22 protein-coding genes are annotated in these 22,175 nt (G+C 61.4%); 18 read left to right on the top strand and 4 right to left on the bottom strand.

Annotation, left to right across the window (positions count from 1 at the left end; all coding sequences use genetic code 11):
* Positions 1 to 53: 53 nt before the first annotated feature.
* From G9X67_RS13540 to G9X67_RS13525, 4 genes are all read right to left on the bottom strand, one after another.
* On the bottom strand, positions 54 to 485 hold the full coding sequence (locus G9X67_RS13540) for an HIT family protein (RefSeq protein ID WP_105005871.1): 432 nt from the start codon (positions 483 to 485) through the stop codon (positions 54 to 56).
* 155 nt (positions 486 to 640) lie between these two features.
* Complete coding sequence (locus G9X67_RS13535; RefSeq protein WP_171598853.1) at positions 641 to 1,831, bottom strand: GNAT family N-acetyltransferase; 1,191 nt, start codon at positions 1,829 to 1,831, stop codon at positions 641 to 643.
* A gap of 180 nt (positions 1,832 to 2,011) precedes the next feature.
* Positions 2,012 to 2,731 (bottom strand): glycerophosphodiester phosphodiesterase, encoded by a 720-nt coding sequence (locus tag G9X67_RS13530; protein ID WP_171598852.1) that lies wholly within the window; start codon positions 2,729 to 2,731, stop codon positions 2,012 to 2,014.
* Positions 2,728 to 3,198: a RidA family protein gene (locus tag G9X67_RS13525; protein WP_171598851.1), complete on the bottom strand. Its 471-nt coding sequence runs from the start codon at positions 3,196 to 3,198 to the stop codon at positions 2,728 to 2,730. Before G9X67_RS13525 ends, G9X67_RS13530 begins: the two co-directional genes overlap by 4 nt.
* 136 nt (positions 3,199 to 3,334) lie before the next feature.
* Here G9X67_RS13525 and G9X67_RS13520 point away from each other — a divergent pair, with 136 nt between their 5' ends.
* From G9X67_RS13520 to lpxB, 18 genes are all read left to right on the top strand, one after another.
* Positions 3,335 to 4,171, top strand: a complete 837-nt coding sequence (locus tag G9X67_RS13520) for a cell envelope integrity EipB family protein (protein ID WP_171598850.1) — start codon at positions 3,335 to 3,337, stop codon at positions 4,169 to 4,171.
* A 190-nt stretch (positions 4,172 to 4,361) separates the two neighbouring features.
* Positions 4,362 to 5,438, top strand: coding sequence for a toxic anion resistance protein (locus G9X67_RS13515; RefSeq protein ID WP_171598849.1), 1,077 nt, complete (start codon positions 4,362 to 4,364; stop codon positions 5,436 to 5,438).
* Between the two features lie 14 nt (positions 5,439 to 5,452).
* Positions 5,453 to 7,021, top strand: coding sequence for a substrate-binding domain-containing protein (locus G9X67_RS13510; protein ID WP_171599052.1), 1,569 nt, complete (start codon positions 5,453 to 5,455; stop codon positions 7,019 to 7,021).
* Between the two features lie 7 nt (positions 7,022 to 7,028).
* Positions 7,029 to 7,646 carry a 5-bromo-4-chloroindolyl phosphate hydrolysis family protein gene (locus G9X67_RS13505; RefSeq protein ID WP_171598848.1) on the top strand — a complete coding sequence of 206 codons (618 nt, stop codon included), beginning with the start codon at positions 7,029 to 7,031 and terminating at the stop codon, positions 7,644 to 7,646.
* Positions 7,646 to 8,752, top strand: coding sequence for a substrate-binding domain-containing protein (locus tag G9X67_RS13500; protein WP_171598847.1), 1,107 nt, complete (start codon positions 7,646 to 7,648; stop codon positions 8,750 to 8,752). The genes G9X67_RS13505 and G9X67_RS13500 overlap by 1 nt, the downstream gene beginning before the upstream one ends.
* Positions 8,753 to 8,933: 181 nt before the next feature.
* Positions 8,934 to 9,701, top strand: coding sequence for a 30S ribosomal protein S2 (rpsB, locus tag G9X67_RS13495; protein WP_003539287.1), 768 nt, complete (start codon positions 8,934 to 8,936; stop codon positions 9,699 to 9,701).
* 242 nt (positions 9,702 to 9,943) lie between these two features.
* The gene (gene tsf / locus G9X67_RS13490; protein WP_171598846.1) at positions 9,944 to 10,870 is read left to right on the top strand and encodes a translation elongation factor Ts; all 927 of its coding nucleotides are present in this window, start codon (positions 9,944 to 9,946) and stop codon (positions 10,868 to 10,870) included.
* A 96-nt stretch (positions 10,871 to 10,966) separates the two neighbouring features.
* The gene (gene pyrH, locus G9X67_RS13485; protein ID WP_003539289.1) at positions 10,967 to 11,689 is read left to right on the top strand and encodes a UMP kinase; all 723 of its coding nucleotides are present in this window, start codon (positions 10,967 to 10,969) and stop codon (positions 11,687 to 11,689) included.
* Between the two features lie 164 nt (positions 11,690 to 11,853).
* A complete protein-coding gene (gene frr / locus G9X67_RS13480; protein WP_003559065.1) occupies positions 11,854 to 12,414 on the top strand; it encodes a ribosome recycling factor in 561 nt (186 codons plus the stop codon).
* 37 nt (positions 12,415 to 12,451) lie between these two features.
* The gene (locus G9X67_RS13475) at positions 12,452 to 13,195 is read left to right on the top strand and encodes an isoprenyl transferase (protein WP_003539291.1); all 744 of its coding nucleotides are present in this window, start codon (positions 12,452 to 12,454) and stop codon (positions 13,193 to 13,195) included.
* Positions 13,195 to 14,025 (top strand): phosphatidate cytidylyltransferase, encoded by an 831-nt coding sequence (locus G9X67_RS13470; protein WP_171598845.1) that lies wholly within the window; start codon positions 13,195 to 13,197, stop codon positions 14,023 to 14,025. The genes G9X67_RS13475 and G9X67_RS13470 overlap by 1 nt, the downstream gene beginning before the upstream one ends.
* 28 nt (positions 14,026 to 14,053) lie before the next feature.
* Positions 14,054 to 15,187, top strand: coding sequence for an RIP metalloprotease RseP (gene rseP / locus G9X67_RS13465; protein ID WP_171598844.1), 1,134 nt, complete (start codon positions 14,054 to 14,056; stop codon positions 15,185 to 15,187).
* Positions 15,188 to 15,386: 199 nt separating this feature from the next.
* Positions 15,387 to 17,720, top strand: a complete 2,334-nt coding sequence (gene bamA, locus G9X67_RS13460; protein ID WP_171598843.1) for an outer membrane protein assembly factor BamA — start codon at positions 15,387 to 15,389, stop codon at positions 17,718 to 17,720.
* A gap of 50 nt (positions 17,721 to 17,770) precedes the next feature.
* Positions 17,771 to 18,835 carry a UDP-3-O-(3-hydroxymyristoyl)glucosamine N-acyltransferase gene (lpxD, locus tag G9X67_RS13455; RefSeq protein WP_171598842.1) on the top strand — a complete coding sequence of 355 codons (1,065 nt, stop codon included), beginning with the start codon at positions 17,771 to 17,773 and terminating at the stop codon, positions 18,833 to 18,835.
* Complete coding sequence (fabZ, locus tag G9X67_RS13450; RefSeq protein ID WP_003539296.1) at positions 18,828 to 19,295, top strand: 3-hydroxyacyl-ACP dehydratase FabZ; 468 nt, start codon at positions 18,828 to 18,830, stop codon at positions 19,293 to 19,295. Before lpxD ends, fabZ begins: the two co-directional genes overlap by 8 nt.
* Positions 19,292 to 20,110, top strand: a complete 819-nt coding sequence (lpxA, locus tag G9X67_RS13445) for an acyl-ACP--UDP-N-acetylglucosamine O-acyltransferase (protein WP_003559078.1) — start codon at positions 19,292 to 19,294, stop codon at positions 20,108 to 20,110. The genes fabZ and lpxA overlap by 4 nt, the downstream gene beginning before the upstream one ends.
* Before the next feature lie 3 nt (positions 20,111 to 20,113).
* Positions 20,114 to 20,995 carry an LpxI family protein gene (locus tag G9X67_RS13440; RefSeq protein WP_062943640.1) on the top strand — a complete coding sequence of 294 codons (882 nt, stop codon included), beginning with the start codon at positions 20,114 to 20,116 and terminating at the stop codon, positions 20,993 to 20,995.
* Positions 20,992 to 22,170: a lipid-A-disaccharide synthase gene (gene lpxB / locus G9X67_RS13435; RefSeq protein ID WP_171598841.1), complete on the top strand. Its 1,179-nt coding sequence runs from the start codon at positions 20,992 to 20,994 to the stop codon at positions 22,168 to 22,170. The genes G9X67_RS13440 and lpxB overlap by 4 nt, the downstream gene beginning before the upstream one ends.
* Positions 22,171 to 22,175 lie beyond the last annotated feature (5 nt).

Raw genomic sequence — 22,175 nt, 5'->3', positions numbered from 1 at the left:
TTGTTCCAAATGATTGTCTGGATTGAATTCTCTGAAATCGACAGGTGTTGACCCTACGCCAGCGCTGCCCTGATCTTTTCGGCATTGGCGGCCAGCACTGCGCCATCCTCCATCTTGCCGGAATGCGGCTTGAGGGCCGCGCCTTCATGCCGCGGGATGACGTGGAAGTGCAGATGGAACACCGTTTGCCCGGCGGCCGGTTCGTTGAACTGGGCGATGAACACGCCATCGGCGTCGAAGACGTCCTTCACCGCATTGGCGATCTTCTGGACGACTGATATCGCATGGGTGAGGGTGGCTGGATCGGCATCGAGGAGATTGCGGGACGGCGCCTTGGGAAGGACCAGCACATGGCCCGGCGCCTGCGGCATCACATCCATGAAGGCGATGGTATGCTCGTCCTCGTAAACCCGGTGCGAGGGGATTTCGCCGCGGAGGATCTTGGCGAAGATATTGTTGTCGTCATAAGCGGCCGGGCTGGTCATCACGAAATCTCCTCGTTTTTCAGAGCGCCGTGCGTCTTTTCAAACGCGCAAAGGACGCTGTCGCACTTTGAATTGCTGCATAGTTTTATCCTTAAATCGATTCCGATTTAAGGAATATGCGTCGTCGAGCGGGTAGCGCCGCCGATGCAGCGGCATCAGTCCTCCTGCAGACGCTCGCCTTTGCGGAAAGGACTGTGCTCGGTCAGCAGCTCGCTCATCTGTTCGACATCGGCGCGCTCGCGGGCGAGATAGTCGCCGATCGCCCGGCGAAGGCCGGCATGAGCGACATAATGGGCGGAATGCGTCGTCACCGGCATATAGCCGCGGGCGAGCTTGTGTTCGCCCTGCGCTCCGGCCTCGACCCGTTTCAGCCCTTTCGAAAGGGCGAAGTCGATCGCCTGGTGATAGCAGACCTCGAAATGCAGGAAGGGATGATCCTCAATGCAGCCCCAGTGACGGCCGTAGAGCGTATCGCCGCCGATGAAATTGATCGCGCCGGCTATATAGCGCCCGTCGCGCTTGGCCATGACGAGCAGGATATCGTCTGCCATGCGTTCGCCGATCAGCGAATAGAACTTACGGGTGAGGTAGGGCCGGCCCCACTTGCGCCCGCCGGTATCCATGTAAAACTTGAAGAACTGGTCCCAGATGCGTTCCGTCAGGTCGCGGCCGGTCAGCCAGTCGATGCTGATCCCGTTTTCGAGGGCGGCGCGGCGCTCCTTGCGCAATGCCTTGCGTTTGCGCGAGGCAAGTGTTTCGAGAAATTCCTCGTGATTGGCATAGCCGTCATTGATGAAATGGAACTGCTGGTCGGTGCGGTGCAGATAGCCGTCCATCTCGAAGACGCCGATCTCTTCGTCCGGCACGAAGGTGATATGGGCCGAAGAGATGCCGAGCCGGCGCACCACCTCCTTCAGGCTTTCGGCGATCGCGCTCTGGATCGGCAGCCGCTGCAGCCCCTCGGCGACAAGAAGCCGCGGTCCTGTTGCCGGGGTGAACGGGATCGAGCACTGAAGTTTGGGATAATAACGCCCGCCGGCCCGCTCGAAGGCGTCGGCCCAGCCATGGTCGAAGACATATTCGCCCTGGCTGTGGTTCTTGAGATAGCCGGGCAGGGCGCCGATCAGTTCGCCGTGATCGGTCTCGAGCAGCAGATGGTGGCCGAGCCATCCGGTCTCTGCGTCGGCCGAGCCGGATTCCTCCAGCGACGATAAAAAGGCGTGCGAAACGAAAGGGTTGTAGGCAATCGCAGCGCAGGTCTTCGACGCCCCGGAAAGCTTGGACCAGCTCTCCGGGGAAATCGCGGTGAAGGAGCGTTCTACGCGAATGGATAATTCATCAGTCATGGGACAAATGCGAAACCTGTGGGAGGATAGTCTCGGCTCTGCCTTACAGCGCCGCGCGTCTTTTCAGACGCGCAAAGGACGCTGTAACACTTTGAGTTGCTGCATAATTTTATCCTCAAATCGATCCGATTTAAGGAGTTATGCAGCAGTCTGCGCATGATCCTGGCCAAAAAGCGAGCGTCAAGCAGTCACACGCGGATCGAAGCCTTCGAAGGTCATCTGGTCTGCATTGGCGAATGTGCGTCGGCGCGCCTCTTCGTCACGCACCGTCCAGGTGATGACGGGAATGCCCTTTTCGCGTTCGCCGGTGACAAAGGCGTTCGGCAGGTCGTCATAATAATAGGAGATGAAATCGAGACCGATCTCCATCGCCTTCGCATGCGTCTTGAACTCTTCCGGCGTGTTGCCGTTGGCGGTCAGCCCGAGCGGGTAGGGTGAGCCAAGCGCCTTCAGGTCGCGCAGCAGCCAGTGGTCGAAGCTCATCAGTGCCACCTTGCCCTCATAGCCTTCGAGGACCTCGAGCACAGCTTCGGCGAAACCTTCGTCATCGGCCTCGCGGCCCTTGAGCTCCAGCACCAGCGGCACCTTGCCCTTGACGAGATCGAGGAGCTGGCGCAGCGTCGGCACCTTGTCGCTCGTGCCGCCAACGGCGATCAGTCCGAGTTCCCTGGAGGTGCGCTCGCGGATGTCGCCGTTGAGATTGCACAGGCGCTGCAGGTCCTCGTCGTGAAAGATGACCGGTACGCCATCGGAGGCGTAGTGCAGGTCGCATTCGATCGCAAAGCCCGCTTCGACGGCGCGCGAGAAGGCCGAAAGAGTGTTTTCCCAGATATGCGTGTTGAGGTCGTGATAGCCGCGATGGGCGACCGGCAGGTCCCTGATCCAGGCAACATTGGTCATTCTGCGATTTCCATGATAGCGTCTATCTCGACGGCGGCATTCAGCGGCAGGGCCGCCATGCCGACGGCGGCACGCGCATGTTTGCCGGCTTCGCCAAGTGCGCCGGCAATCAGGTTCGAAGCGCCGTTGATGACGAGATGCTGCTCGACGAAGTCGGGCGCCGAGGCGACGAAGCCGTTCAGCTTGATGACACGCCGGATGCGGCCGAGATCGCCGCCAAGGGCCGCCTTCGCCTGAGCAAGAATGTTGATGGCGCAGAGTTCGGCGCCGCGCTGGCCCGTTGCAACGTCGACGGTCTTGCCGAGATGGCCTGATACGGCGACCTTGCCGCCTTCGAGCGGCAGCTGGCCGGAGATGTAGAGAAGATTGCCGCTGATGACATAGGGAACGTAATTTGCAGCAGGTGCTGCGGCTTCGGGCAGGGTTATCCCCATCTCAATCAGGCGCGCTGCAATTTCATCGGACATTTTCGTCTCCGCTTTTGTTGTCAATTCTTCAAAAATTATGCATCAAGACTAGAATCTTTAATATGACAGTTTCGAGCCTCGATTTGGCCGAAAGCGTTCTTATAACATCGCGACCGAGTCCAACAGGAGTTAATGAATGTTCCGATCGAGTCTTGTCGCTCTGCTTTTCGCCAGCGTTTCCGCCAATGCATGGGCGGCTGCGCCCGCGGTGAGCGCTGCGATCGCGACCGGCCTCGTCGCCCATCGCGCGGTCTACGATCTGGAACTGAAGGACGCTTCGGACCGCTCCGGCATCGCCGCCATGTACGGTCGCATGGTCTATGAGTTCGATGGCAGCTATTGCCAGGGCTTCACCACCAACTTCCGCTTCGTGACGCAGATCGACACCGGCGACAGCGTGCGTGTCAGCGACCAGCAGACCAAGACCTTCGAGAACCTGAAGGACGGCAAGTTCACCTTCGACACCAAATCCTTCACCGACGAGCAGCTCGATAAAGAGGTCAACGGTGCGGCGCAGGACCAGCCTGATGGCGTCAAGGTCGATCTCAAGCAGCCGGCGAACCGCGAGCTGCAGCTTGCTGAAAGCCGTTTTCCCACGGAACATATGCTCGATGTGATCCAGCACGCCAAGGACGGCAAGCGCTTCTTCGAGGCGCGCGTCTTCGACGGTTCGGATGACGGCGACAAGTCGCTGGCGACGACGACGATCGTCGGCAAGCAGGAGACGCCGATCGCCGAGGAAGCCGATGCCGGCAACGCCGGCGCCTTCTCCAAGACGGCCTTCTGGCCGGTGACGATCGCCTATTTCAACGAGAGTGCGAAATCGGATGCTTTGCCGGTCTACCGCATGTCCTTCAAGCTCTATGAGAACGGCATCACCCGCGATCTGACGATGGATTACGGCGATTTCGTCCTGACCGGCAAGCTCGCCAAGCTGGAGCTGCTCGACCGCAAGGCCGAGGTTTGCAAGTAGGCGACGAGATCTCGCCTGTCATAAAACTGTATCATAAAATTCACTATGGTTCGGCGATCAGCGATGACTGAGTCGCCGTCTGTCGTCCTGCTTTTCGGGTCGGTGCGATCCTGGCGGCCAAGCCATTGCGATGACGTCTATCTGCTAGACTGCGTAGCCATTACGCATCGCAAGCTTGAAAGCCCGAACCATGGCCGACACCGATCTCGCGACTGTTCAGAATGCCGCCCTGCCGGTTGTTGTCGCTGATCCGGCGGAAATTGCCCGCATTTCCGATAGCATCAATATCACCGACCGTGCCGGCATCTCGGTCTATGGCGACCGCGCCCAGCAGGCGGTCAGCGATTATGCCGACAGGATCCTGCGCGAAGTCCGCAACAAGGACCTCGGCGATGTCGGCCGCCTGCTGACCGATATCATCCTCAAATCGAAAAGCCTCGATCCGGCATCGCTGAAGGATAAGGGTTTCCTCAGCCGCATGTTTCTCTCGGCCAAGGCCCGGCTCGAACGCTTCAAGGCGGAGTTCGAGGACGTGGCCGGCCAGATCGACCGGATCGGCCTGGAACTCGACCGCCACAAGGATACGCTGAGGCGCGACATTGCGCTGCTCGACGACCTGCATGAGGAAACCAGGCAATCGATCATGCGGCTCGAGGCCTATGTTCAGGCCGGCAAGACTTTCGCCGAGCGTTTCCGCAGCGTCGATCTGCCGAGGCTGAAGGCGCAAGCCGAGGCGGCGGCGGCCGGCCCCGGCGGCGGCATGCTGAAGGCGCAGACCTATCAGGACGGCGCACAAGCGCTCGACCGGCTGGAAAAGCGGGTCTTCTACCTGCAGCAGGCCCGCCAGCTCGGCATCCAGCAATTGCCGCAGATCCGCATCGTTCAGGCGGGCGACGAAACGCTGATCGAGAACCTGCAGGCAACTTCGGCGCTGACGGTGCCGGCCTGGAAGCAGAAGATGGTGATCCTGCTCGGCCTGACGCGGCAGAAATCGGCGCTCGACCTGCAGAAGGCGGTGACCGACGCCACCAACGACATGATCCGCCAGGCATCCGAGATGATGAAGGATCAGGCGATATCAATCGAGCAGCAGTCGCAGCGCGGCATCGTCGATATCGACACGCTCGCCAAGGCCAACAGGGATCTGATCGATACGATATCAGGCGTGCTGCAGGTTCAGGAGGAGGGGCGCCGCAAGCGGGCGCTCGCCGAACAGCAGATGGAGCAGATGACGATCGAACTCAAGAAGGCGATGACCCAGGCGTGATCGGCAAGATGACGATGCGAGCACTGCTTTCAGGCCTGGCACTTCTTGCCCTTCTGCCCCTTGCCGGTTGCAATCCCTTCGGCCAGGGGCCGGACTTCTCGATCGTATCGGGATCGGAGAACACCGTTCTGCAGCCGATCGTCGAGGAATTCTGCAAGCAGAAGAACGCTACCTGCACCTTCAAATATGAAGGCACGCTCGATATCGGCCTGGCGCTGCAGAGTGACCAGGGCGTCGCGCAGGATGCGGTCTGGCCGGCCTCCAGCGTCTGGGTCGACATGTTCGACACGAAGCGCCGCGTCAAGAGCCTGACCTCGATCGCCCAGACGCCGGTGGTATTGGGCGTACGCAGGTCGAAGGCGCAGCAGCTCGGCTGGATCGGCAAGGACGTCTTCATGAAGGACATTCTCGCTGCCGTCGAGAGCGGATCGCTGAAGTTCCTGATGACCTCGGCGACACAATCCAATTCGGGCGCCAGCGCATATCTTGCCATGCTGTCGAGCGCGCTCGGCAACAAGCCGGTCATCGAACCCGGCGATCTCGACGACAGACACGTCCAGGAGAGCGTCCGGTCGCTGCTGTCAGGTGTCGTGCGCTCTTCCGGCTCTTCCGGCTGGCTTGCTGATCTCTACGTCGAATCGGCCGGCAAGGGCACGGTCTATGACGCGATGTGGAATTACGAGGCGGTGCTGAAGGAAACCAACGACAAGCTCGCCGCCCTGTCACAGGAACCGCTTTACGCGATCTATCCGGCCGATGGTGTTGCCATGGCGGATTCGCCGATCGGTTTCGTCGATCATGGCCGCGGGCCTGAAGTCCAGACCTTTTTCAACGATCTGCTCGCCTATCTGAGCTCGGCCCCCGTGCAGCAGCGCATCGCCGATACCGGCCGGCGCATTCCGCTGACCGGCGTTGCCGCAAAGCCGGAGCCAAGCTGGAATTTCGATCCCGCCCGGCTGGTGACGGCGATCCGCATGCCGGAGGCGGGCGTCATCCGTCAGGCGCTCAACCTTTATCAGGCCGCCCTGCGCAAACCGTCGCTGACCGCGCTCTGCCTCGATTTTTCCGGCTCGATGCAAGGGGAGGGCGAGGACCAGTTGCAGAAGGCGATGCGTTTCCTGTTGACGCCCGACGAGGCGAGCAAGGTGCTGGTGCAATGGTCGCCCGCCGATCAGATCATCGTCATTCCCTTCGACGGCAGTGTGCGCAACACTTTCATGGCGAGTGGAAATCCGCTGGAGCAGGAAGGGCTGTTGAACGAAATTTCCCGGCAGAAGGCCGATGGCGGCACGAACATGTATGCCTGCGCCGAACGGGCTCTGCAGCAGATTGCCCGAACCGACAAGCTCTCGACTTATCTGCCTGCCATCGTCATCATGACCGACGGCAAGTCCGATGATCAAAGCCGGGCCTTCACAAACGAATGGAACGCGATGGAGCCGCATGTGCCGATCTTCGGCATCACATTCGGCGATGCCGACAAGTCACAGCTCGACAGTCTCGCCAAGCTGACCTCGGCGCGCGTGTTCGACGGCGGTTCGGATCTCGCCACCGCCTTCCGCACCGCGCGAGGCTATAATTAGGACAGGCATGCGCAACTGGCTCGGCAATGACGGCAACTGGATCGTGGCGGGACTGGCTGCGGCAATCACCGTGCCGCTCTTGAGCTTTGCCGCCGGCATGCCCTTCTGGATCGCCGCCATCATCGCCCTTCTGGTCTTTGCCGGCCTCGTCATCCTACTCGCGCCGCGCCGGCTGTTCGAAGGCCTCGATATCAAGAGCATCGGCAGCGGACGCGTCGCCTTTGCCCGCGACCTGCTGGAGGCCGCCGTTCCCTTTGCTGAGAGGCTGGAGACTGCCGCCGACACGATCAGCGATCGTCAGATGGCAGCCGCAGTCCGGCATCTCGCTGAAATCGCCGCCGATGTCTTTCGCAGGGTCGAGGCCAAGCCCGAAAGCGCCAATGCCGTGCGGCGGTTCCTCTCATACTATCTGCCGCGTGCCGCCGAGGTGGCGGAAGGTTTTGCCGTCATCGAGGCGAAGCGCGTTCCCGACCCCAAGCAGCTGCAGGAAGTGCGCAGCGTGCTGGTGAAGCTCGAAGAGGCCTTCGTCCATTATGCCGACAGCCTGGTCGATGAGGAGCTCGGCACACTCGACACCGATCTGCGCCTCATCCAGGCATCGCTCAAAGAGGATATCGGACGCTGATGGCCCTTTCTCGTCGCGCCTTTGGAGTGGGACTGCTCGGAGCCGGCGTCGTCGGCACCGGCGGTTATTTCGCTGTCCGGGATCGGCCGGGATTGCAGGGCCTGCTCGGCAGCCGCACGACGCTGTTCGGCTTCGTCGGTGGCGAGAAGGAGGCCTTCCTGGCCGACCCCGACGTCATCAGGGCGCTCGGCGGATACGGATTGACGGTGAACAGCCGTGTCGCCGGTTCCGTCGAGATGGTCCGCGAACAGGCGCTGCTGTCGCAGCATCCGCAATTCCTCTGGCCGTCCTCCTCGATCATGGTCGATATCGCCAGGCAGAACGGCATATCTATCCGCAACGACCGCGTCGTGCTGAACACGCCGATCGTCGTCTATTCCTGGCAGCCCGTCGTCGATGGACTGATGAAAGCGGGATTGGTGACGGTGACGAACGAAGGCCATCATCAGCTCGACCTCAAGGCTTTGCTTGATGCGATCCTTGCCGGATCCGACTGGTCGAAACTCGGCGTCAATTCGCTCTACGGCCGCGCCCGCATCGTCTCGACCGATCCCAACCGCTCCAATTCCGGCTTCATGTTCGCAGGCCTGGTGCTCAGCTTGTTCAGCGGCAATGTCGCGACTTCAGGCGATCTCGCCACCTTCGGCGGCAAGGTGCAGGCGATTTTCCGCAACATGGGCTTCAAGTCGCCGTCCTCAGGCAAACTTTTCGACCAGTATCTGGCAGGCGGTCTTGGCGGCGAGCCGATGATCGTTGGCTATGAAAACCAGCTGGTCGAATGGATCCTCGCCGATCCCGCACGCTGGGAGCGCATCAAGGCGAGCGCCGGCGCAAAGCCGGTGGTGCTCTATCCGCGCCCGACCGTCTATTCGGCGCATCCGCTGATCGTCGTCGACGAGAATGCCAACCGGCTGATCGAAGCGCTGGTGAGCCCGAAGCTCCAGGAGCTTGCCTGGACGAGACACGGCTTCCGCGGTCCGCTGGGGACCGCCACCGGCAACGCCGACAGCGCCATCGGCACCCTGCTGCCGGCCGAGGTCGATGCCATCCTGCCGATGCCCGACGCTGGCGTCATGCTGTCGCTGCTGCCGACGCTGGCAAGCTGAGCCGTCAGGTTTTTTCGGCATAAGCCTTGCTTTTGCGCCCAATCGAATGTATGGGCACCGGCATTCCACACGTAAGGCATGGGATCGTCCGGGAGAAATCCGGGCTGTTCCGCCCGGTGGCATCCTCGAAGAGGGTGCTGTTCGCCTTGCGGAGGTTCAACCGGAAAAGGAGTAACAAGGCATGGCATTGCCTGATTTTTCTATGCGCCAGCTTCTTGAGGCAGGCGTCCACTTCGGCCACCAGACGCATCGCTGGAACCCGAAGATGAAGCCGTACATCTTCGGCGATCGCAACAACATTCACATCATCGATCTGGCCCAAACCGTTCCGATGCTGTCGCGCGCCCTTCAGGTCGTCAGCGACACCGTTGCCCGCGGCGGCCGCGTTCTCTTCGTCGGCACCAAGCGCCAGGCGTCCGAGATCATTGCCGACAGCGCCAAGCGCTCGGCCCAGTACTACGTCAACTCGCGCTGGCTCGGCGGCATGATGACGAACTGGAAGACGATCTCCAACTCGATCCAGCGTCTGCGCAAGCTCGACGAGATCCTGAACGGCGAAGCCCAGGGCTTCACCAAGAAGGAACGCCTGAACCTCGAGCGCGAACGCGAAAAGCTGGACAAGGCTCTTGGCGGTATCCGCGATATGGGCGGCACGCCTGACCTGATGTTCATCATCGACACCAACAAGGAAAAGATCGCGATCGACGAAGCCAAGCGCCTCGGCATCCCGGTTGTCGCCATCATCGATTCGAACTGCGATCCGGACCTGATCGACTATCCGATCCCGGGCAATGACGACGCATCGCGCGCGATCGCTCTTTACTGCGAGCTGATCTCCCGCGCCGCCATCGACGGCATCGCACGCCAGCAGGGCTCTTCCGGCCGCGATCTCGGCGCATCCTCCGAAGTTCCGGTCGAGCCGGCTCTCGAGGAAGCAGCCGAAGGCTGATGAAGGCGGGCGGATCGAAAAGGTCCGCCAAATGCTTGCAGAGACTGGGAAAGGCCGCTCGCGACTCATCGAAGTTCGGCGGCCTTGCCTGTTTCAAGGGGAGGGCATCAGGCTCTCCGTCCGATAAGTTTCGTTATGACGCGTCTTCATCACGCTGTCATACATACAGGTACATTTCGTGCCTCAATCCGGTGCCGAGCCGCGCTTTGCGGCCCACCGTATGAACCGACAAGAGGAAGCTAATGAGCGAGATTACGGCTGCAATGGTGAAGGAACTGCGCGAAAAGACCGGCGCAGGCATGATGGACTGCAAGAAGGCTCTTGCTGAAACCGGTGGCGACATGGAAGCGGCGATCGACTGGCTGCGCGCCAAGGGCATCGCCAAGGCCGACAAGAAGTCCGGCCGCACCGCTGCCGAAGGCCTCATCGGCGTTTCGAGCCAGGGCACCAAGGCCGTCGTCGTCGAAGTCAATTCGGAAACCGACTTCGTCGCCCGTAACGATGCCTTCCAGGAACTCGTCCGCGGCATCGCCAAGGTCGCCGTATCCACGGACGGCACCGTCGATGCCGTTGCCGCTGCGACCTACCCGGCATCCGGCAAGTCGGTTTCCGACACGATCAAGGATGCGATCGCAACGATCGGCGAGAACATGAACCTGCGCCGTTCGGTCGCTCTCTCGGTCGAGGACGGCGTCGTCGCCACCTATATCCACAATGCTGTTTCCGACGGCCTCGGCAAGCTCGGCGTTCTCGTCGCGCTGAAGTCGACCGGCGACAAGGAAGCCCTGAACGCCATCGGCCGCCAGGTCGCCATGCACATCGCCGCCACCGCGCCGTTGGCGATCCGCTCGGAAGAAGTCGATGCCGCCGTCGCCGAGCGCGAGCGCAACGTCTTCATCGAGCAGTCGCGCGCTTCCGGCAAGCCGGACAATATCATCGAAAAGATGGTCGACGGCCGCATGCGCAAGTTCTTCGAGGAAGTCGCCCTTCTCTCGCAGGCTTTCGTCATCAATCCGGATCTGACGGTCGCCGCCGCCATCAAGGAAGCTGAAAAGGCCGTCGGCGCGCCGATCGAGGTTGCCGGCATGGCCCGTCTGCTGCTCGGCGAAGGCGTCGAAAAGGAAGAAACCGACTTCGCGGCCGAAGTCGCGGCTGCCGTCAAGGGTTGATCTTCCAGCCATAATTGGGAAAACACGAAGGGCATCGCGTGACAACGCGGTGCCCTTCGTGTATCGGGCATTCACGGCAATTTACGAGGAGCCAAGATGTCTTTAGAGCCTGTCTATAAACGTGTTCTACTCAAGGCTTCCGGCGAAGCGCTCATGGGTGGCCAGGGTTTCGGGATCGATGTGACGGTGGCGGACCGCATTGCATCCGACATCGCCGAGGCACGGCATATGGGCGTGGAAGTCGGCGTCGTCGTCGGTGGCGGCAATATCTTCCGCGGTGTCGCGGTGGCGTCCAAGGGCGGCGACCGGGTCACCGGCGACCATATGGGCATGCTCGGCACCATCATCAATGCGCTGGCGCTGGCGACCTCGCTGCGCAAGCTGAACATCGATACGGTGGTGCTTTCGGCCATCTCCATGCCCGAGATCTGCGAGAGCTTTTCGCAGCGCGCAACCCTTTATCATCTGTCGATGGGCCGCGTGGTGATCTTTGCCGGCGGCACCGGCAACCCCTTCTTCACCACCGATTCCGCCGCAGCACTCCGCGCCGCCGAAATGGGTGCGGAAGCGATCTTCAAGGGCACCCAGGTGGACGGCATCTACACAGCCGACCCGAAGAAATATCCCGATGCGACCCGCCTCGACCGGCTGACGCACCAGGAAGTGCTGGACAGGGGGCTTGCGGTGATGGACGTTGCCGCCGTGGCGCTCGCCAGGGAGAATTCCATTCCGATCATCGTCTTCTCGATCCACGAGAAGGGTGGTTTTGCTGAAATCTTGACGGGCGGTGGTCTCAAGACCATCGTCTCCGACAACTGATATAAGCTGCGCCGCGGTTTCGGCGCAGCCCTCGCTAGAACATGATGATTTAGGCCCGTTTGGCCTGAAAGCTGAATCATGTTCTACATTAAATAGTAAGAGCATGATGTCGCCCGAAAACCGCTGACACTTTTCGGCATCATGCTCTGGACGGGAGCATCGACATGAGTGAAGGTATCGACATCAAGGAACTGAAGCGCCGCATGGACGGCGCGATTTCCGCATTCAAGAGCGACATCGCATCGCTGCGCACCGGCCGTGCTTCGGCCAACATCCTCGACCCGGTGACGATCGAGGCCTATGGTTCGCGCATGCCGCTGAACCAGGTCGCCAACATCACCGTGCCCGAGCCGCGCATGCTCTCGGTTTCCGTCTGGGACAAATCGATGGTCAGCGCCGTCGAGCGCGGCATTCGCGAATCCAATCTCGGCCTCAACCCGATCATCGACGGCCAGAACCTGCGCATTCCGCTGCCGGAGCTGAACGAGGAGCGCCGCAAGTCGCTCGTCAAGGTGGCCCACGACTATGCCGAAAAGAGCAAGGTGGCGATTCGCCATGTCCGCCGGGACGGCATGGACGGCCTTAAGAAAGCCGAAAAAGACGGCGTCATCGGCCAGGACGAGAGCCGGGCGCAGTCGGAACGTGTACAGAAGATGACGGACGAGACGATTTCCGAAATCGACCGCTTGCTTGGCGAGAAGGAAAAGGAAATCATGCAGGTCTAGTGGATCTGTGCCTTTGCCTGGAAAGACCGGACGGGAAATGTCGGAATCTGTATTTGTAACTGTGCCAGAGCATGTTGCCATCATCATGGATGGCAATGGCCGTTGGGCCAAGCAGCGTGGCCTGCCGCGCACGATGGGCCATCGCAAGGGCGTCGAGGCGGTGCGCGAGACAGTCCGCGCCGCCGGTGCGGCCGGCATAAAATATCTGACCCTCTTTGCCTTCTCCTCGGAGAACTGGCGCCGGCCCGAAGCCGAGGTCTCCGATCTGCTCGGCCTGCTCAAGGCTTTCATCCGGCGCGACCTCGCCGAACTCCATCGCCAGAACGTGCGGATCAAGGTGATCGGCGACCGCCACAGCCTGCGCAGCGATATTCTGGGCCTCTTGCTGGAGGCGGAGGAGACGACCAAGGACAACACGTCACTGACGCTCGTCATCGCCTTCAACTACGGTTCGCGCGACGAGATCGCCCGCGCCGTCGTCAGCCTCGCCCGCGACGTCGAGGCCGGCCGCCTGAGAGCACAGGATATTACACCGGCACTGATCAACGCCCGTCTCGACACGGCCGGCATTCCCGATCCGGATCTCATTATCCGCACCAGCGGCGAAGAGCGGCTTTCCAACTTCCTTCTCTGGCAGGCCGCCTATTCGGAATTCATCTTCCTTCCGGAATACTGGCCGGATTTCAGCCCCGAGATCTTCCGCTCGGCGCTCGAGACATTCGCCTCTCGTGACCGGCGCTTCGGCGGCCTGTCGTCGCAGGCGGCCGCGGTCGGCACCTGATGCAGCAGGAACTGAAGCTCCGTATCGTTTCAGGACTGATTCTCGCGGCCATCGTTCTTGCCGCCACCTGGTATGGCGGCCTTGCCTTCCGTATCCTGGCGGTCGTGATCGGCCTGCTGATTTACTATGAATGGTCGAAAATGACAGGCATCGCGCGGGATTGGGTCGCCAATGCCGTCGGCTGGATCGGTGAGGCGGCGATTGCCTTTCTCGTGCTTGTCGGCAATTTCGAATTCGCCGCCGGCATGCTGGCCGGCGTCACCGCCGTCGGTATCGCCCTGATCATCCTGCAGGGCACGAGCCGCTGGTTGCCAGTGGGCCTGTTTTATGCCGGCGCCACCGGCCTGGCGCTTGCCGCGATTAGAGGCGATGACCGGCTTGGCCTTTACGCCATGCTCTTCGTCTTTGCCGTCGTCTGGGCAACCGATATCCTTGCTTATTTCGTCGGCAGGGCGCTTGGCGGGCCGAAGCTTGCCCCTTCGATCTCGCCCGGAAAGACCTGGTCGGGTGCAATCGGCGGCGCCGTTTCGGCGGTCGTAGCCGGTGTCGTTCTCGTCCATTTTCTCCTTCCGGGCGCTGAAATCATCGCCGCCGGCGTGGCACTCGTTCTCTCGGTTTGCAGCCAGTCGGGCGATCTTTTCGAATCGTTCATCAAGCGAAAATTCGGCGTCAAGGATTCGAGCCGTCTCATTCCGGGTCATGGCGGCGTCATGGACCGTGTCGACGGACTGATTTTCGCCTGTTTTTCGGCGTTCTTGCTTGCTGGGCTTTTTTCCCTGATAAAGGGCGCCGGAATGACGTCGCTCGGCGCGGCATTGTTCGGACTCTGACAACGCGGCAGTCTGACGGAAGGGACTTATGGAAACGGTGAGCGGCATATACGCATTTCTGATGGGGAACATCGTTACCTTCATCCTCGTGCTGTCACTGCTCGTCTTTGTGCATGAGATGGGCCACTACCTCGTGGGGCGCTGGAGCGGCATTCGCATCCTTGCCTTTTCCGTCGGTTTCGGTCCGGAGATCTTCGGCTTCACCGACCGCCACGGAACGCGCTGGAAGATTTCGGTGATCCCGCTTGGGGGCTACGTCCGATTCTTCGGCGACGAGGATGCCTCGAGCAAGCCCGACACCGACAAGATCGCCGCCATGTCCGAGGAGGACAGGGCTCGCTCCTTTGCCGGCGCCAAGCTGTGGAAACGCGCTGCAACCGTCGCGGCTGGCCCGATCGCCAATTTTCTGCTGGCGATCGCCATCTTCACCATTCTTTTCTCGGTCTATGGCCGCACGATCGCCGATCCTGTCGTTGCCGAGGTCAAGCCCGACGGCGCTGCCGCTGCCGCCGGCATCCTTCCAGGCGACCTTCTCGTCGCCATCGATGGCGGCAAGGTCGAGACCTTCGACGACGTGCGCCGCTATGTCGGCATCCGCCCGAGCCAGAAGATCGTCGTGACGATCGAGCGCGCCGGCCAGAAACTTGATGTGCCGATGGTGCCGCAGCGCGTAGACACGACCGACCAGTTCGGCAACAAGGTCGAGCTCGGCCAGATCGGCATCGTCACTAGCCGGGAGGCCGGCAACTTCCGCCTGAAGACCTATACGCCGCTGCAGTCGCTGCGCGAGGCTGTGATCGAGACCCGCGACATTGTCACCGGCACCTTCAAATATATCGGCAACATCTTCAGCGGAACGATGCGCGCCGATCAATTGGGCGGGCCGATCCGCGTGGCGCAAGCTTCGGGCCAGATGGCGTCGCTTGGAATAGGCGCAGTGTTGCAGCTTGCGGCGGTGCTTTCTGTTTCGATAGGATTGCTTAACCTGATGCCGGTTCCGGTACTTGATGGCGGCCACCTGATGTTCTATGCGGTGGAAGCGGTGAGGGGGAAACCGCTCGGCTCTTCGGCCCAGGAAATTGCATTTCGCATCGGCCTGGCGATGATACTGACATTGATGGTTTTCACGACCTGGAACGACATTGGCTCGTGGATAGGGTAAACGAGCAAGGCGAGGCTAATTACTATTTATTTACGATGTTTCAAGGCTGTAGTGGCGAATGGGTCACGCTTGCAAATGAAGTAAACAGAAATTAACGACCTGCCTTGCTTGTATGTCAAAAGCGGGTAAAACGACACACGTGACCGGAATCGGGGTTTCCTGAGGCCGGGAACGAGGGAAACAAAAGGTAATGGGTGAAATGAAGGCTGGTTCAAAGTTTTTGAACGCAGTATCGGCGGTTGCGCTGTCTGCTGGTGTTGTTGCTTCGGGCGCAGGTGCTGTGACGTTTGTTTCCGCTACGGCCGCTGAGGCCGCGGTCATCCAGCGCATCGATGTGCGCGGCGCAAGCCGTGTCGGCGCGGAAGCCGTCCGGTCGAACCTCACCATCGCTCCTGGAAAGAGTTTTTCGAACAGCGATATCGATGCCTCGGTCAAGCAGCTCTACGGCACGGGTTACTTCTCCGACGTCAAGATCTCGGTCTCCGGCAGCACGCTCGTCGTCAACGTTCAGGAAGCCCAGCTCGTCAATCAGGTCGTCTTCAACGGCAACCGGAAGATCAAGGACGACAAGCTCGCGACGATCGTCCAGACCCACGCTGCCGGTCCCTACAGCGACACCCAGATCCAGGCCGACATCCAGTCGATCAAGGAAGCTTATGCTGCCACCGGCCGCAGCGAGGTCGAGGTCACGACGCAGGTGGTGCCGCTCGGCGAAGGCCGCGTCAACCTTGCCTTCGTCATCAACGAGGGTGACCGCACCAAGATCGATTCGATCAACTTTGTTGGCAACAATGCCTACAGCGCCGGCCGCCTGGCTGCCGTCATCGCCACCAAGCGTTCGAACTTCCTGTCGTTCCTGACCCGCAAGGACGTCTACAACGAAGACAAGCTCCACGCCGACGAAGAAGCGCTGCGCCAGTTCTATTACAATCGCGGCTATGCCGACATGCGCATCGTCTCTTCCGATGCCACCTTCGACGACGCGACCAACAAATACACGCTCACCTTCAACATCGAGGAAGGCCAGCGTTACGACTTCGGACCGGTGACCGTCCAGTCGACCGTCGAAGGCGTCGGCTCAGAGCAGCTGCAGCCGCTGGTGCGCACCCGCGAAGGCCAGGTCTACAACGCCAAGGAAGTGCAGAAGTCGATCGAGGCGATCTCCGATCAGGTGGCGTCAGCCGGTTATCCTTTTGCGCGCGTCACGCCGCGCGGTAACCGCGACCTCAACAACAACACGATCGGTGTCGAATATCTGGTCGACCAGGGCGAGCGCGCCTATGTCGAGCGCATCGAGATCCGCGGCAACAGCCGCACGCGCGACTACGTCATTCGCCGCGAATTCGACATGAGCGAAGGCGACGCCTTCAATCAGCAGATGATCACCAAGGCCAAGCGTCGCCTCGAAGCGCTCGGTTACTTCTCCTCGGTCAACATTTCCACCCAGCCGGGCAGCTCGCCGGACCGCGTCGTGGTGGTCGTCGACGTGCAGGATCAGTCGACCGGTTCGTTCGGTGTCGGCGCGGGTTATGCCGCCGGCGGCGACGGTCTGCTGCTCGAAGCCTCGATCGAGGAAAAGAACTTCCTCGGCCGTGGTCAGTACATCCGCATCTCGGCCGGTGGCGGCCAGGAAGGCTCGCGCGCCTACGGCGTCAGCTTCACCGAACCCTACTTCCTCGGCTACCGTCTGGCGGCAGGCTTCGACGTCAACCGCAGCGAAACGTCGAGCAACGACGACTACGACTACGAGGAAACCAGCGTCGTCCTGCGTGTGACTGCGCCGATCACCGAAGATCTGGCGACGACCTTCCGCTATAACTACAAGCAGATGAAGTATGACGGCGATACCTCTGATCTTTCGGCGACCTACGCTAATCTGGTCGACGAGAGCCCGTGGACACGCTCTTCCGTCTCGCAGACGCTGACCTACAACACGCTTGACGACACCGTCCTGCCGCGTGAAGGCATCTATGCGACGGCGACGCATGAACTTGCCGGCCTCGGCGGCGACTCGCAGTTCTACAAGATCTACGGCAAGGCCCGTTATTACCACTTGCTCGCTGACGATGCCGATATCATCGGCTCGGTCTCCGCTTCGGCTGGTTATGTCGTCCCCTTGGGCGATCATCTGAACGTTTTCGACCAGTTCACGCTGACCAACGGCGATATTCGCGGCTTCGAGAACAAGGGTATCGGCCCGCGCATCCGCGGGGATAATGATGACCCGCTCGGTGGCACGACCTATTTCACGGCGTCTGCAGAAGCGACCTTCCCGATGCCGGGCTTCCCGCGTGACTTCAACCTGCGCGGCGCAGTCTTTGCCGATGCCGGTACGCTGTTCGGCAATGACGTCGAGCTTCTTGGGTCAGACCAGGCCGACGGTACCAGCGCTTCGCTGCGCGCCTCCGTCGGTGTCGGCGTCGTCTGGCAGTCTCCGTTCGGTGCATTGCGTCTGGATTACGCGATCCCGGTCCTCAAGGAAGACTTCGACAAGACGCAGAACTTCAAGTTTGGCATCAACAACCAATTCTGATATCGGCAGTCCGGAACTGTAAGACTCAATTCCGTTCTGGAGCATTGCCGATGGAGCAAAACGTTTTTTTTCTGCCCCATGAAGGTCTGAAGCTCGCTGAGCTGGCAGAGTTTCTTGGGGCGGAACTCGCCAATTCCGACCATGCCGATGTTATCGTCAGGTCCGTTGCCCCCATCAGCCGGGCCCGGGCGGGCGATGTCTGTTATATCCTGTCGCGTCGTAACCGCGATGAACTGGCGACATGCGAAGCCTCGGCAGTGATCTGCGACAAGGCGCTCGTCAATCTCGTACCCCCCCATATCCCGGTCATCCTGTCGTCCAATCCACATGCGGCTTTCGCGATGGCGGGCGGCCTGTTTTATCCCGCGGCATTGCGCCCGGTCGTCTTTTCCGGTGAAAGCGATATCGCGCCAAGTGCGGTGATCGATCCGAGCGCCAAGCTTGAAAAGGGCGTGATCGTCGAGCCGATGGCCGTCATCGGAGCGCATGCCGAGATCGGCGAAGGGACGCGCATCGGCGCCCACAGCATCATCGGTCCGAATGTCAAGATTGGCCGGGATTGTTCGATTGCGGCCGGCGCCAGCATACTCTGCGCGCTGCTCGGCAATGGCGTCATCATCCACAACGGCGCCCGCATCGGCCAGGATGGTTTCGGTTATGCGCCGGGCCCGCGCGGCATGATCAAGATCGTCCAGATCGGCCGAGTGATCATCCAGGATAATGTCGAGATCGGCGCCAACACCTCGATCGACCGTGGCACCATGGACGATACGGTCATCGGCGAAGGCACCAAGATCGACAACCAGGTACAGATCGGCCACAACGTTCAGATCGGCCGCCATTGCGCCATCGTTGCGCAGGTCGGCATCGCCGGCAGCGCGAAGATCGGCAATGGCGTTCAGATCGGCGGCCAGGTCGGTATCAAGGGGCATGTGACGATCGGTGACGGGGTCCAGATCGCCGCCCAAAGCGGTATCATGACCGATCTTGCCGCCGGCGGACAATATGGTGGTACACCTGGGCGTCCGCTGAATGACTATCTGAGAGATGTCGCGCAACAGATGTCAAGGACGAAGCTGCGCGGGACGAAACCTGGAGGCAAGCAAAATGACTGAGGAAGCCACGACAACGCTTTCTTCGGCTGACATCATCGAGATCATGAAACTGCTGCCGCATCGCTACCCGTTTCTCATGGTCGACAAGATCATCGAGATTGACGGCGACAACACGGCGATCGGCATCAAGAACGTCACGGTGAACGAACCGCATTTCACCGGTCATTTTCCGGAATCTCCGATCATGCCCGGCGTTCTCTTGATCGAGGGCATGGCCCAGACCGCGGGTGCGATCTGTGCCAAGAAGGATGGCCAGCCAGGCAACCTCGTCTATTTCATGACCATCGAGAATGCGCGCTTCCGCAAGCCCGTCGTACCCGGCGATCGTGTTGAATTCCATGTCAGGAAGCACAAGCAGCGCGGCAATATCTGGAAATTCCATTGCGACGCCAAGGTCGACGGCGCACTTGTCGCCGAAGCCGATATCGGCGCGATGATCGTTCGTAAGGATCAGGCATGAGCACTATCGCCGAAAGCGCTCGCATTCATCCGATGGCTGTCGTCGAAGACGGCGCGACCATCGGTGAGGGCGTCAAGATCGGTCCCTTCTGCCATGTCGGGTCGCACGTCGTCCTGCATGCGAATGTCGAGCTTTTGTCGCATGCAGTCGTGACCGGCCGCACCGTGGTCGGCAAGGGCACACGCATCTTCCCGATGGCGGTCGTTGGCGGCGATCCGCAGAGCGTGCATCACGGCGGCGAGGAGACGACGCTGACGGTCGGCGCCAACTGCACGATCCGCGAAGGCGTGACGATGAATACCGGCACGGCCGATTTCGGCGGCCAGACGATCGTCGGCGACAACAATCTCTTCCTTGCCAATTCGCATGTCGCGCATGACTGCCGGGTGGGCAACCATGTGATCATGTCGAACAACGTCATGCTCGCCGGCCATGTCGTCATCGAAGATCGCGTCATCCTGGGCGGCGGCTCGGCCGTTCACCAGTTCACCCGCGTCGGCCGTCAGGCCTTCGTCGGCGGGCTCTCGGCAGTCAGTTACGACGTCATTCCCTACGGCATGCTGAACGGCAATCCCGGGCTGCTGAGCGGCCTCAACGTCGTCGGCATGACGCGCGCCGGCGTCGACCGCGCCGTCATTCACAGGGTGCGCCGCGCCTACAAGTCGATCTTCGAAGGACCGGGCTCCGTCCGCGAAAACGCCGCCGCCATCCGCGAAGAATATGCTGATTGCGAGCAGGCGGTCCACATCCTCGACTTCATCGCCGCCGACAGCGACCGCGCCTTGTCCTCGCCAACCCGGGGGCAGAAGGGCTAGTCCGTGACTCTTTCCGGCGATACCGCTGCGGGCCGGCTGGCGATCATCGCCGGCGGCGGCCTTCTGCCTTCCTATGTCGCCGAAGCTGCGCGCGCGGCGGGCGAAAATCCCGTCATCGTCGCGCTGAAGGACGAAAGCGACCGGCGCTGGGAAGGGTATGATCATGCCGTCATCGGCGTCGGCGATTTTGCAGCTCTCGAGGGCCTCTTGAACCGCTACGGCATCGGCCGTGTCGTCATGTCCGGCAGCGTGCGGCGTCGGCCGGAATGGCGCGAGGTGCGCCCGACGCTGCGCACTCTGATGAAGATGCCGGCCACGATCCGCACCTTACTGTCCGGCGGCGACGATAGGGTGCTGCAGATGGTGATCCGGCTGATCGAGGGAAACGGCCGGCGTGTCGTCGGTGCCCATGAGATCGCCCCCGACCTTCTTGCCGCCGTCGGCCCGCTCGGCACGGCGATACCGGGCGAAGAAGACCGGCGCGATATCAACCGCGCGGCGGAAGCCGCCGAAATGCTCGGCCGGCTCGATGTCGGGCAGGGCGCCGTCGCCATCGGCGGGCGTATCGTCGCGCTGGAGGGTCTTGAGGGCACGGACGAGATGCTGGAGCGTGTCGCGGATCTTAGAGCCGCCGGGCGCATCTCGCCGCGCCGCCGTGGCGCACTCGTCAAACTCTGCAAGCCGCAGCAGGATATCCGCGCCGACCTGCCGGCGATCGGCGTTTCCACGGTCCTGAACGCAAGGAAAGCCGGCCTTGCCGGCGTCGCCGTCGAGGCCGGCCGCTCGCTGGTGCTCGATCGCGCCGCCGTCATCAAAGCCGCCGATGAGGCTGGGCTCTTCGTTTGTGGCATCGATCGCGGCCTGCCGGCATGGGGGCTTGAATGAACGGGGCGCCGTTGAAGATCGCCGTCATTGCCGGCGAGGTGTCGGGGGATCTGCTCGGTGCCGATCTCATCGCCGCCTTGAAGCGAATTCATAGCGGACCGGTGGAGCTCGTCGGCGTCGGCGGCGAGGGGCTGCAGGCCGAAGGCTTGCGATCCCTGTTCGATTTCTCCGAGCTGTCGATCATGGGCATCACCCAGGTGCTGAGCCGGCTGCCAAAGCTCTATACCCTGATCCGCCAGACGACGGCTGCCATCATCGCCGCAAGGCCGGATATTCTTCTTATCATCGACAGCCCGGATTTTACCCATCGCGTCGCCAAGCGTGTCCGCGCCGCGCTGCCCGATCTGCCGGTTGTCAATTATGTCTGTCCGAGCGTCTGGGCCTGGAAGGAATATCGCGCCACGCGCATGCTCGCCTATGTCGATCATGTGCTCGCCGTCCTGCCCTTCGAGCCGGCAACAATGCGTGCGCTCGGCGGGCCTGAGACCACCTATGTTGGCCATCGCCTGACCGCCGATCCGGCGCTGCTCGAAGCGCGGCGGCAGCGCGCCATGCGCGCACCCGTCGAGGGAGCGGGCAAGGCGATCCTGATGCTTCCTGGATCAAGATCCTCCGAAATCGCTAAACTGCTTCCGTTCTTCGAGGATGCGGCCAAGGAACTTGTTGCCCGCAACGGCCCGATGCGCTTCCTGCTGCCGACCGTGCCGCACAACGAAGCGCTGGTGAAGGGGCTCGTCGCCGGCTGGGCCACGCCGCCGGAGGTGGCGGTCGGGCCGACGCAGAAATGGAAGGCCTTTGCCGAGGCGGATGCGGCGATGGCAGCTTCCGGCACGGTGATCCTCGAACTCGCCCTTGCCGGCGTGCCGACGGTGTCCGTTTACAAGACGGATTGGATTATCCGCCTGCTCGCCCGGCGCATTAAGGTGTGGACGGGCGCATTGCCCAATATCATCGCCGATTATGCCGTCGTGCCGGAATATCTGAACGAGATCGTCCGCGGCGCCAGCCTGGCGCGCTGGATGGAGCGGCTGTCGGCCGACACGTTCCAATTGAAGGCGATGAACGAGGGCTACGATCTCGTCTGGCAACGCATGCAGACCGAAACACCGCCCGGCGAGCATGCCGCCGAGATCCTTCTCGACGTGCTGAAAAAGAAAAAACCCGGTCGTTTCTGACCGGG

This window comes from Rhizobium sp. WYCCWR 11152 (assembly GCF_013087615.1).
Classification (GTDB): Bacteria; Pseudomonadota; Alphaproteobacteria; order Rhizobiales; family Rhizobiaceae; genus Rhizobium; species Rhizobium indicum.
Note: the sequence above shows the minus strand (reverse complement) of the source record. Positions and strands in the feature narration are given on the sequence as shown.